The 12,079-nt window shown below is 64.4% G+C and carries 10 protein-coding genes and 1 pseudogene; 10 read left to right on the top strand and 1 reads right to left on the bottom strand.

Features of this window, described 5'->3' with window-relative positions:
* The first annotated feature begins 532 nt into the window (after window positions 1-532).
* The 5 genes from ABQ137_RS06030 (at window position 533) to ABQ137_RS06050 (ending at window position 6,473) form a co-directional block, all read left to right on the top strand.
* A complete protein-coding gene (locus ABQ137_RS06030; protein WP_349781569.1) occupies window positions 533-997 on the top strand; it encodes an REP-associated tyrosine transposase in 465 nt (154 codons plus the stop codon).
* 337 nt (window positions 998-1,334) lie between these two features.
* Window positions 1,335-1,520, top strand: coding sequence for a DUF2065 domain-containing protein (locus tag ABQ137_RS06035; RefSeq protein ID WP_039510765.1), 186 nt, complete (start codon window positions 1,335-1,337; stop codon window positions 1,518-1,520).
* 416 nt (window positions 1,521-1,936) lie between these two features.
* Window positions 1,937-3,229 carry an adenylosuccinate synthase gene (locus ABQ137_RS06040; protein WP_046341959.1) on the top strand — a complete coding sequence of 431 codons (1,293 nt, stop codon included), beginning with the start codon at window positions 1,937-1,939 and terminating at the stop codon, window positions 3,227-3,229.
* A gap of 175 nt (window positions 3,230-3,404) precedes the next feature.
* Window positions 3,405-6,068 carry a M1 family metallopeptidase gene (locus ABQ137_RS06045; RefSeq protein ID WP_349781570.1) on the top strand — a complete coding sequence of 888 codons (2,664 nt, stop codon included), beginning with the start codon at window positions 3,405-3,407 and terminating at the stop codon, window positions 6,066-6,068.
* 228 nt (window positions 6,069-6,296) lie between these two features.
* Entirely contained in the window at window positions 6,297-6,473 is a 177-nt protein-coding gene (locus ABQ137_RS06050; protein WP_326520409.1) for a hypothetical protein, read from the top strand.
* Between the two features lie 159 nt (window positions 6,474-6,632).
* Here the strand turns inward: ABQ137_RS06050 and bdcA are convergent, their stop codons facing one another.
* Window positions 6,633-7,346: an SDR family oxidoreductase gene (gene bdcA / locus ABQ137_RS06055; protein WP_014506929.1), complete on the bottom strand. Its 714-nt coding sequence runs from the start codon at window positions 7,344-7,346 to the stop codon at window positions 6,633-6,635.
* Window positions 7,347-7,416: 70 nt separating this feature from the next.
* Between bdcA and ABQ137_RS06060 the strand changes: the two genes are divergently transcribed.
* The 5 genes and pseudogenes from ABQ137_RS06060 (at window position 7,417) to ABQ137_RS06080 (ending at window position 12,077) form a co-directional block, all read left to right on the top strand.
* The gene (locus ABQ137_RS06060) at window positions 7,417-8,007 is read left to right on the top strand and encodes a TetR/AcrR family transcriptional regulator (RefSeq protein ID WP_349781571.1); all 591 of its coding nucleotides are present in this window, start codon (window positions 7,417-7,419) and stop codon (window positions 8,005-8,007) included.
* A 34-nt stretch (window positions 8,008-8,041) separates the two neighbouring features.
* Window positions 8,042-8,195, top strand: a pseudogene (locus tag ABQ137_RS06065) (type II toxin-antitoxin system RelE/ParE family toxin); the annotation flags it as partial.
* Window positions 8,196-8,274: 79 nt separating this feature from the next.
* Window positions 8,275-10,656, top strand: coding sequence for an EcoAI/FtnUII family type I restriction enzme subunit R (gene hsdR, locus ABQ137_RS06070; protein WP_349781572.1), 2,382 nt, complete (start codon window positions 8,275-8,277; stop codon window positions 10,654-10,656).
* Window positions 10,657-10,719: 63 nt separating this feature from the next.
* Complete coding sequence (locus ABQ137_RS06075; RefSeq protein WP_226426712.1) at window positions 10,720-11,355, top strand: helix-turn-helix domain-containing protein; 636 nt, start codon at window positions 10,720-10,722, stop codon at window positions 11,353-11,355.
* Window positions 11,355-12,077 carry a nucleotidyl transferase AbiEii/AbiGii toxin family protein gene (locus ABQ137_RS06080; RefSeq protein WP_349781573.1) on the top strand — a complete coding sequence of 241 codons (723 nt, stop codon included), beginning with the start codon at window positions 11,355-11,357 and terminating at the stop codon, window positions 12,075-12,077. The genes ABQ137_RS06075 and ABQ137_RS06080 overlap by 1 nt, the downstream gene beginning before the upstream one ends.
* The last annotated feature ends 2 nt before the right edge of the window (window positions 12,078-12,079 follow it).

Genomic DNA, 12,079 nt, shown 5'->3' on the forward strand with positions numbered 1-12,079 from the left:
CCCCCCCCCACCGTAGGAGCGCACCCGGGCGCGACGGGCATGCCCGGTAAGGCGATCGCGCCCAGGTGCGCTCCTACGCAGGGCGTGCGTCAGCCGATGGATCGGGCGCACGGCGCTTCGTGCACTGCGATGCTGATGGTCACGTCTGGAATCCAACTGCCTAGAGCGCCTCTCCCGTAGTGTTGACTAGACTCGGCCCGGTAGGAGCGCACCGGGGCGCGACGGGCATGCCCGGTAAGGCAATCGCGCCCAGGTGCGCTCCTACGCAGGGCGCGTGTCGGCCAATGAATCGGGCGCATGGCGCTTCGTGCACTGTGATGCCATGGGTATTTCCGGAATACGCAGCTGCCTGGAGCGCCTCTCTCGTCGTGTTGACTAGACTCGGCCCGGTAGGAGCGCACCCGGGCGCGACGGGCCTTACCGGCGGACCCCGCTGATTGCCGTTGATAGTCAGTCGCCATATGGATTCCCCTAGCGCAGAACGCGGCAACCGCCGATATCCCGCGTGGTCCAAGACCGCCAGCATCGCGCCATGGCCAACACCAACTCTCCAGGGCATCGCGCGCTGCGCCGCGGCAGGCAGTCTTCGCCTAACAGCGTTTACCTGCTGACCACCACGACATGGCAGCGTCGTGCCGTGTTCGCAGATTTTCTGCTTGCAGCAACCGCCTGCCGGGCATTCACCGCAGCAACGCCTTGCGATGCCAGGCTGCTGGCCTGGGTGTTGATGCCGGATCATGCACATTGGCTGTTGCAGCTGGGGAGCATCACCGCGTTGGCCGACGCCGTGTCCCGGATGAAAGCGTTCGCAGCGCGTTCGGTGAACGATCAGCGGCAGCATCACGCACCGGTCTGGAGCCGCAGCTACCACGACCACGCGTTGCGCAAAGACGACGACCTGCACGCAGCCGCGCGCTACCTCATCGCCAATCCGCTCCGGGCCGGGCTGGTCACCCACATCGGTGATTATCCGTTCTGGGACGCGATCTGGCTCTGAGCGTCGAGCCGCGAGCAAGGCCTAGTGCATGCCCACCGTTTGCCGCGCGCCGCCGCGTAGGAGCGCACCTGGGCGCGACCGGCTTTATCGGGAATGCCTGTCGCGCCCGGGTGCGCTCCTACGGGTGGGTTTGTCGGGGGCGCCTGTCGTGGATCGGGCGATGGTGCTTTGGGTGGTCTGCCGGTTTGACTAGGCTCGCCACGTTGCCGCGTAGGAGCGCACCCGGGCGCGACCGGCTCTACCGGAAATGCCTGTCGCGCCCGGGTGCGCTCCTACGCGGGGCGCGTGGAGGGCGCTGACGCGGCACACTGCAGTTCCCCACGTCCTGGTGTTGCTGATGCATGAATTTCTGTCCGCGTTATGCCTGATCGCCGTCATCGAAGGCCTGCTGCTGTTTGCCGCGCCCACCGCCTGGAAGCGCATGGTCGAGCAACTGTTCAGTCTGCCCACCGCGCAACTGCGTGCGATTGGTGGTGTGACGTTGGTGCTGGGCGCGATCGCGCTGTGGGTGGTGCGTCACTGAGTGGGTGGTCCATTCCGACTGCAGCGGGCAGCGTAGGAGCGCACCTGGGCGCGACGGCGTTACCGGGAATGCCGGTCGCGCCCTGGTGCGCTCCTACGAGCCATTGAGATTGTCGCCACGGGCTAGGGGCCCGCAGCGCTCGGAGCACCGCGTAACCGACGGCCAGCCGCAATCTGACCCGCCCCCGATCCGCCGGCCGCCAGGGGTAGTGCACGTCACCGGAAACCCGGATAATGCACAAAAGCCGGCCGGGCACGCTCACACAGGGCACCTCGTTCGGCTTTTTCCGTGTCAGGGCTTCACGCGCCGCTGCAACGCTCCCCGATGGAGCCGCGCGCCAGGCGGCGCCGCCAGCCGTGAACCGGTCCCATCCCGCGGCCCCGATGGCCGCAGCAAAACTCAGGAGTTCACCCGTCATGGGTCAGTCAGTTGTCGTGCTCGGTGCCCAGTGGGGCGATGAAGGCAAAGGCAAGATCGTCGATCTGCTTACCGAAGAGATCGGTGCGGTGGTCCGCTTCCAGGGTGGCCACAATGCCGGCCACACGCTCGTCATCAACGGCAAGAAGACCGTCTTGCATCTGATTCCGTCCGGCATCCTGCGCGACGACGCGCTGTGCCTGATCGGCAATGGCGTGGTGATCTCCCCGGCCGCGCTGATCAAGGAAATCAGCGAGCTGGAAGGTGCCGGCGTGGAAGTGCGCTCGCGCCTGAAGATCTCCCCGGCCGCGCCGTTGATCATGCCGTACCACATCGCCCTGGATCAGGCGCGCGAGAAGGCCGCCGGCGGCAAGGCCATCGGCACCACCGGCCGCGGTATCGGCCCGGCTTACGAAGACAAGGTCGCCCGCCGCGGTATCCGCATCGCCGACCTGCATTACCCGCCGCAGCTGGAAGAGCTGCTGCGCACCGCGCTGGATTACCACAACTTCGTGCTGACCAAGTACCTGGGCGTGGAAGCGGTGGACTTCCAGAAGACCTTCGACGAAGCGCTGGCCTTCGGCGACTACGTGCAGCCGATGAAGTCGGACGTGGCCGGCATCCTGCACGACCTGCGCAAGCAGGGTAAGCGCGTGCTGTTCGAAGGCGCGCAGGGCGCGTTGCTGGACATCGACCACGGCACCTATCCGTACGTCACCAGCTCCAACACCACCGTCGGCGGCGCACTGGCCGGCACCGGCGTGGGCGCCGATGCGATCGACTACGTGCTGGGCATCGCCAAGGCCTATGCCACGCGCGTGGGCGGTGGCCCGTTCCCGACCGAGCTGGATGACGCAGTGGGCCAGGGCATCCGCGACCGCGGTGCCGAGTACGGTGCTTCCACCGGCCGCCCGCGCCGTTGCGGCTGGATGGACATCGTCGCGCTCAAGCGTGCGGTGGCCATCAACGGCATCTCCGGCCTGTGCATCACCAAGCTCGACGTGCTCGACGGCATGGAAAAGCTCAAGGTCTGCATCGCCTACGAATACCGCGGCAAGCGTACCGAATACGCCCCGCTGGACGCGCAGGGCTGGGAAGAGTGCACCCCGGTGTACCTGGAGTTCCCGGGCTGGACCGAAAACACCCACGGCATCACCGAGTGGGACAAGCTGCCGGTGGCCGCGCGTGCCTACCTGCGCGCGCTGGAAGAACTGGCCGGCTGCCCGATCTCGATCGTCTCCACCGGCCCGGATCGTGACCACACGATGGTGCTGCAGGATCCGTTCGCCTGATCGGCTGACGCCAGACGCGGCATCGTCCAACGGCCCGGCTTGTCCGGGCCGTTGGCATTTGAGGATTGCTGAGATTTGCCATGACTTCCGGCGGTGCCTGCGCGCACTGTTCCGGCGGATCATCCGCGGCCTGGCGCCGCTTGCCTGCCCACTTCGCCCACATCGAGAATTTCCCATGCGTCTTCCCTTGGTGACCGCCATCGCACTGGCCCTGGTCGGTACAAGTCCGGCTGCCTCCGTGCTCGCCGCCGCGTCCGCGCCGCCGAGCGCCGCCGCCTCGTCCATCACCACCCAGTTGCCGCGCACGGCCAAGCCCACGCATTACGCGGTGGAGATCACGCCGCATGCCGACAAGATGACGTTCGACGGCAAGGTCGCCATCGACATCAGCGTGCTGCAGGCCACCGACCGCATCGTGTTGCAGGCGGCCAACCTGAGCTTGGCGCGCGGCACGCTCACGCAAAAGGGCGGCAAGCCGCAAGCTGCCAAGGTCAGCACCGATGCCGAGGCGCAAACCGCCACGTTCGCGTTCGACAAGCCGCTGGCAGTGGGCGAGTACGTGCTGTCCATCGACTACAGCGGCGTGATCAACACGCAGGCCAACGGCTTGTTCGCGCTGGATTACACCACCGCGCAAGGTGCGCGCCGGGCGTTGTTCACCCAGTTCGAAAACTCCGATGCGCGCCGCTTCATTCCTTCCTGGGACGAGCCCAACTTCAAGGCCACCTTCGACCTGGCGATCAATGCGCCGGCCGGTCAGATGGCGGTGAGCAACATGCCGGTGGCCTCGTCCAAGCCGGGCGCAAACGGGCGCACCCGCATCGCGTTCCAGACCTCGCCCAAGATGTCCACATACCTGCTGTTCGTCAGCGTGGGCGATTTCGAGCGTGCCACCGTCACCGCCGACAACGGCACCGAGATCGGCGTCATCGCGCAGAAGGGCAAGGTGGACCAGGCGCAGTTCGCGCTGGAATCCGGCCGCGATGTGCTGCACGAATACAACGCCTACTTCGGCATCCCGTACCCGCTGCCCAAGCTGGACAACATCGCCGCGCCCGGGCGCAGCCAGTTCTTCAGCGCCATGGAAAACTGGGGCGCGATCTTTACCTTTGAATACTCGTTGTTGCTGGATCCGGCGGTGGCCAACATCGACACCAAGCAAGGCGTGTTCACCGTCGCCGCGCATGAGATCGCGCACCAGTGGTTCGGCAACCTGGTGACCATGGCGTGGTGGGACGACCTGTGGCTCAACGAAGGCTTCGCCAACTGGATGGAAGCGCGCACCACGGCAAAACTGCATCCGGAATGGGATATCGACAAGACCGGCCCGGCGCTGAAGAGCCGCGCGGCGATGCGGCGCGATGCGTATGCGACCACCCACCCGGTGGTGCAGCACGTGGCCACCGTGGAGCAGGCCAGCCAGGCCTTCGACGCCATCACCTACCAGAAGGGCGAGGCGGTGATTGCCATGCTGGAAGACTACGTCGGCTCGGACCACTGGCGCACCGGTGTGCGCAGCTACATCAAGCAGCACCAGTACGGCAACGCGGTGACCGACCAGTTGTGGCAGCAGATCGACGCGGTGGCCCCGGGCAAGCAATTTACCCAGGTGGCGCACGACTTCACCCTGCAGCCGGGCGTGCCGTTGATCAAGGCCAGTAGCCGCTGCGTCGGCGGCCAGACCGCGGTGACGCTGGAGCAGGGCGAGTTCACGCTGGACCGCCCCGACAAGCAGCCGTTGCGCTGGCATGTGCCGGTGGTCCTGCGCAGCGGCAATGGCGCGCCGGTGCGCGTGCTGGTAGATGGCACCGCCCAGGTGCAGGTGCCCGGCTGCGACGCACCGGTGGTGGTCAATGCTGGGCAAAAGGGCTACTTCCGCACCTTGTATGCGCCCGTGCAGTTCAAGGCGCTGACCGACAGGTTTGCCGCGTTACCGGTGGTGGACCAGGTGGGCGTGTTGAACGACACCAACGCACTGGCCGGTGCCGGCGTGCAGGCACAAGCCGACGTGCTGGATCTCACCGCCCAGGTGGCGGCAGGTGCATCGCCCGATGTCTGGGACATGGTGGCCAGCATCTATGACGATGTGGATGGCAGCTTCGAGCACGACCCGGCTGCGCGGACGGCGTGGCGTGCCTATGCCGTGCCGCGCCTGTCGGCCGAATTCGCAACGCTGGGCTGGGACAAGCGCGATGGCGATTCGGCGCAGATCCAGCAGTTGCGTACCCGCCTGATCGCCACCCTCAGCGACATGGGCGATGCCGCCGTGATCGCCGAGGCACGCAGGCGCTTTGCCGCCTTCCAGGCCAACCCCGCCTCGCTGTCGCCGGAGCTGCGCGACAGCGTGCTGGGCGCGGTTGCGCACAATGCCGACGCCGCCACCTGGGACGCCTTGCATGCCTTGGCCAGGCAGGAAACCTCGTCGATGGTGCGCGACACCTATTACGACTTCCTCTCCATGCCCAACGACGAGGCGCTGGCCAGGCGCGCGCTGGAACTGGCGTTGACAGCCGAGCCGGGCGCCACCACCGGTGCGAGCATGATCGACCGGGTCGCTTCCCGGCACCCGGAGCTTGCCTTCGACTTCGCGGTGGCGCATCGCACGCAGGTGGACACCCTGGTGGATTCCACCTCGCGCGCCCGCTACTACCCCGGCCTGGGCATGGACTCGGCCGAGCTTGCCACCGCCGACCGGATCAAGGCCTATGCCGAGCAGTACATCGCGCCGACCTCGCGGCAGGCCGCAGACAACGCCGTCAACACGATCCAGACGCGGGTGAAGCTGCGGGCGGCCTCGCTGCCGCAGATCAAGGCGTGGTTGAAGGCGCGCAAGCGCTGAGCGTTGCGGTCATCGCAGCACAGGAAACAGCCCGGTCTTGCCGGGCTTTTTCTTTGCCGCGCCGGCAGTCACCTGGAGGTGGGAGCGAGGCCGCCGAGCAGCGTGATGCCGGCATCGTGGCGTCCGGGAAGACCATCGCCTGGGACGACATGCGTGGCTATCTGGAAAAGCGCATGGCCGGCGAGCCGGCAAAGCGTCCCACGGCCCGCAAACTAGCCCGGTAGCATGGTGCGTATCGAGCTGGCACCGGAGGTTGCACCGGATCTAGAGCGGATATTCGACCACCCCCAGCGCCATGAGGCCGCACATGTCGCAGCACGCCTGCACGAGATCATTGCGGCCATCGATGTGCTGGAAACCAATCCGCTGATCGGCCGGCCGGCGGCGACAAGTGCGAACTGGTGATCGGTCACGGCGCGCACGGCAATCTGGCGCTGTACTGCCATGTCGCGCAGATCGGCACGGTGTTTGTGCTGGCCGTTCGCTCGCAACGTGAGGCGGGCTTTGCGGGGCCGTGATGTTCGCAGTTCCCTCATCGCCGTAGCCAAGGCAGACGTCGCCGCGTCATGCCCCAAACGCACCATCGATCGTATGCATCGCCCCGGTGACAAAGCTCGCTTCCGGGCCTGCCAGCCAGGCCACCATGCCGGCCACTTCGTCGGCACGGCCGTGGCGTTTGATCGCCATGAAGCTGTGCATCAGGTCTTTCATCGGCCCGTTTTCCGGGTTGGCGTCGGTATCGATCGGACCCGGTTGTACCACGTTGATGGTGATGCCACGCGGCCCGAAGTCGCGCGCCAGCCCGCGCGCAAGCCCTTGCAGCGCGGATTTGCTCAGCGCGTAGGACGCCATGCCGGGCAGCGGCATGCGGTCGCCGTTGACCGAGCCAATCACGATGATCCGCCCGCCGGGCGGCATCTGCCGCGCGGCCTCCACGGCGGCGTGGTAAGGCGCGTGCACGTTGATGCGGAACAGCCGGTCCACCGCGTCCGGATCCTGGTCCAGGGCATCGCCGAACAAGGCGATGCCGGAGTTGACCACCAGCACATCCAGCGGCCCGCTGCGGCGCACCGTGTCGATGACCGCATCGCGGTCGGCACTGTCGGCCAGCACCGCGGTACTGCCGGTGTCACCGGCCAGGCGCTGCGCCGCCTCGGCAGAGCCGGCATAGGTGAACGTCACCCGTGCGCCCTCGGCCACAAAGCGCCGCACGATGGCGGCCCCAATGCCCCGGCTGCCACCGAGCACCAATACCGACTTGTCTTTGAATGCTGACATGCATCACCTCGCAATTAATGTAGCGAGTAATACATAATAGATTTCGCCTGCCGTCAAGAGTTTTGTAACTATGGCTACAGAAACCCCCCGGGCCCGCGGCCGGCCGCGGGCGTTCGACCCGGACCAAGCGGTCGCCACTGCGCAGCAGTTATTTCATGCGCGCGGCTACGACGCACTGAGCGTGGCCGACCTCACCCAGGCGCTGGGCATTAACCCGCCCAGTTTCTACGCCGCCTTCGGCAGCAAGGCCGGCCTGTATGCGCGCATCCTCGACCGCTACGCGCAGACCGGGGCCATCCCGCTGCCACAGATCCTGGACACCGCCCGCCCGCTGGCCGACGCGCTGGCCGACGTGCTGGAGCAGGCCGCCCGCTGCTACGCGGCAGACCCCGCCGCCACCGGCTGCCTGGTGCTGGAAGGCACGCGCAGCAACGACGCGCAGGCACGCGAGGCCGCCTGCAGTTTTCATGTCGCAGCCCAGGAGCTGATTCGCTCCCACATCGCCAAGCAGTGCCCGCACGACGCAGACCGGCTGGCCGATTTCGTCAGCACCACCATGGCCGGGCTATCCGCCAGCGCCCGGCATGGGCAGAGCCTGGAGCGTCTGCTGGCGAGTGCGCGCTTGGCGGGGGAGGCGCTTCGGGTGGCGCTGCGCGGATAGGCAGCGTGAGAGTGGGCAGAAGGCTTTCGATGGTATGAGCTACCGCAAGCGGGGCTGGCGGATCCCGTTCTTGTGCGAGTTGATGATTGGTTTCAGTGCCAGTGGCTACGTGCTGCTGTTTGAGGTTGCAAGCGATCAGGTCGTCACCGTTGGCGATCAGGCATTGGCGTGAAGACGACTATCATTAGGCGGCGAGTCAATCGATAAGTGGCGTCTGTGCCTGGGACGCATCGCCAATGACGGGAAGGTGGAGACACAGGGGATTGAATGGACAAGTCGTCGTTAACCGAGCGCGATATCTGCACGAAATTCATTATTCCGTCGATCGTCGCTGCGGGCTGGGATCTGGATCTCCAGGTGCGCGAAGAGGTCGCTTTTACCAAGGGGCGTGTCGTCGTTCGCGGCAAGCTGCACAGCCGAGGGTTGGCGCGTCGTGCCGACTTCGTGCTGTACCACCGCGCCAATCTTCCTTTGGCCGTGATCGAGGCAAAGGACAACAAGCATACCGTTGGTTCCGGCATGCAACAGGCGCTGGGATATGCAGATGCGCTGGATGTTCCGTTTGTGTTCTCAAGCAATGGCGACGGATTCCTTTTCCACGATAGAACCGCAACCGGCGACAAGGTCGAATCCGAACTGACGTTGGATCAGTTTCCCTCGCCAGAGGAACTGTGGTGTCGCTATTGCCTCTGGAAGGGGCTTGGTGAGGACGCGCGACAGGTGGTCGAGTCCCCGTACTACGATGATGGCAGCAGTCGCTCGCCGCGCTACTACCAGATCAATGCGATCAATCGAACGATCGAAGCTGTGGCCAATGGTCAAAACCGCATCCTGCTGGTGATGGCCACCGGAACCGGCAAAACCTATACCGCCTTCCAGATCATCTGGCGGCTTTGGAAGTCGCGCCAGAAGAAGCGCATCCTGTTCCTGGCTGATCGCAACATCTTGGTCGATCAGACAAAAAACAACGATTTCAAGCCGTTCGGCACGGCGATGACCAAGATCACCAAGCGCCAGATCGATACGTCCTACGAAATCTACCTGTCCCTGTACCAGGCGGTGACCGGCGTAGAGGACGTCAAGAACATCTACAAGCAATTCTCTCGGGAATTCTTTGACCTTGTCGTCATCGATGAATGCCATCGTGGCAGCGCGGCTGAGGATTCTGCGTGGCGGGAGATCCTGGAGTATTTCTCTGGTGCCACGCATATCGGCCTGACCGCAACGCCAAAGGAGACCAAGGAAGTCTCCAGCAGTACTTACTTTGGAGAGCCCGTCTACAGCTACACGCTGAAGCAGGGCATCGATGACGGCTTCCTGGCACCGTACAAAGTGGTGCGCATCGACTTCGATGTCGATCTGCAGGGCTGGCGGCCACCTAAAGGGATGCGCGACAAAAACGGCGAGTTGATCGAAGATCGTATCTACAACCTGCGGGATATGGATCGCCAGCTTGTCATCGAAGCGCGGACGTATCTGGTCGCGCAAAAAGTCACCGAATTCCTCACTGCCACCGGTCCATTCCAGAAGACCATTGTTTTCTGTGACGACATCGATCATGCCGAGCGTATGCGCCAGGCTCTGGTGAATCTCAATCAGCAGCGTGTTGCGGAAAATCGCAAGTACGTCATGCGCATCACCGGCGATGACAACGAGGGAAAGGCCGAGCTCGACAATTTCATCAATCCGGAAATGCGCTACCCCGTCATCGCCGCCACCAGCAAGCTGATGACGACCGGCGTTGACGCGCAAACCTGCAAGCTCATCGTGCTGGACCAGCACATCAGGTCGATGACCGAGTTCAAGCAGATCATCGGTCGCGGGACGCGTATCAATGAGGACTACGGCAAGTACTGGTTCACCATCATGGATTTCAAGAAGGCAACCGAACTGTTCGCTGATCCATCATTCGATGGAGACCCGGAGGTGATCTACAACCCATCACCCAATGACAGTCCGGTACCGCCTGAGATCGGGGGCGGCGAGGGTGGCGACGGCGGTGTGGTCGGCGATCCTCCAGATGGCGGTGATGACGTCACCACCGGAGGTGAGGATGGGCCGAAGCGCATCAAATACGTCATCGACAAACTGCCGGTATCGGTCGTGGCCGAGCGCGTCCTGTATTACGGATCCGATGGCAAGCTCATCACCGAGTCGCTGCGCGATTACACCCGTGAGCGCGTCCTGCGCCAGTTCGCATCGCTTGATGACTTCCTGCGGCGCTGGAGCGATGCCCAGCAGAAGAAGGCCATCATCGATGAGCTGGCCACACAGGGCGTGTTATGGGAAGAGCTGGCCGGCGAGGTCGAGAAGAAACTCGGCCAGTCGCTCGATCCGTTCGACCTAATCTGTCACGTGGCCTTTGATCAACCGCCGCTGTCGCGCAGGGAGCGGGCGGAGGGTGTGCGCAAGCGCAATTACTTCGCCAGGTATCAGGGCAAGGCGCGGCAGGTACTCGAAGGCTTGTTGGACAAGTACGCCGACACCGGGGTGGAGCACATCGAGGACATCAGGATCCTGCAGCTTGACCCGTTTCGTACCCTTGGAGCACCAATCGAACTTGTGGCGGCCTTTGGCGGCAAGACGAATTACCAGCGGGCCATCCTGGACCTGGAAAGCCAGCTATACAGCAGTGCGGACGTTGCCTGACCTGTTTTCCATAGTATTCTTGTCCTCTGTTTCAGGACGAGGGACGCGCCCTTTCCGTTACTCATGAAAAGTCAAGACATCCTGCTCTTGCTGAAGCTGGTCAGCCTTGAGCGCCAGCAATCGGTCCCTGTGGGTGGCGAGAAAGCAGCGCTCGGCATTCCCGATGACTGGCGCGGCTGGGCCATGTCGGCGGCTCAGGAGGATGGGGGGGCGAGCGGCTTGGCCGAAGATGCGTTCTCCGTACGCGGCCTTGAGGAGTCCACCGGCATCAGCAAATCGGAAGTCAGTCAGGCGCTCCGGCGTTGCGCCGACGTGGGGCTGGTCGTGGCCGAGCGCGGCAGTGGCATCCCGCGCGCCAACACGCGCGCCCTGCTGGGCTTTGTGATGAACGGGCTGAAGTATGTGTTTCCGGCGCGCCCGGGCCCGATCGTCCGAGGCATTCCCACGGCACACGCCGCGCCGGTGTTGGTCGATCGCCTGTTATCCGCAGGCGAACACATCTACGTCTGGGAGGACGGCTACGGCAGCGAGCAGGGCCAGCGCGTGGAGCCGCTATACAAGAGCGTGCCGCGTGCCGTGCGTCGCGATGCGGAGCTGTACGCCATGCTGGCGCTGGTGGACGCGATCCGGCTGGGACGTGAGCGTGAGTCGGCGCTTGCCGGCAGTGTGCTGACCCAATACCTGCGGGAAGTGCCGTAATGGGCACGCCTGGAAACTGGGATATCCAGCAGCACATGCTGGCACGCGTGGCCGAAGCGCTTGGGCCGGATCTGCTGCCGGAGGTCGCCTTCGTTGGCGGCTGCACCACCGGTCTGCTGATGACAGACTCGGTAAGCCGGGAAGCTGTTCGCTTTACCGAAGACGTCGACTTGATCGTGCACGTCATGGGCTTGGGCAGTTGGTACCGCCTGCAGCAGGTACTGGCCGGTAAGGGCTTTCGCACCTCGCCCAATGACGACGTCGTCTGCCGCACCCGCCTGCGCGATCGGCATCCCAGCGAGCTGATCGTCGATTTCATGCCTGATGACGCTGCCGTCCTCGGATTCAGCAATCGCTGGTATGCCGATGCGCTGCGTGAGGCGTACGATCACGCACTGCCGACCGGTGTGAAGATCCGCGTGGTCGCTCCAGCCTACTTTCTGGGCACCAAGCTGGAGGCCTACCGGGGGCGCGGCAACCGTGATCCATTGGCCAGCCGGGATGTCGAGGACATCCTCAATGTCGTGGATGGCCGCGCCAGCCTGTGCGATGAGGTCGCGCAGGCGTCAACGGCATTGCAGTTGGATATCGCACAAGGGATCGCCGAACTCCTGCGCCACCGCGACTTCAACTATGCCGTTCAGGCCACTTCCAACAACAACCGCCAGCGCGAGGAGTTGATCTTCACGCGGCTGGACGCACTTGCATCCTTCAACAGGTAACA

The organism is Xanthomonas sp. WHRI 8393, assembly GCF_040203315.1.
GTDB lineage: Bacteria > Pseudomonadota > Gammaproteobacteria > Xanthomonadales > Xanthomonadaceae > Xanthomonas > Xanthomonas arboricola.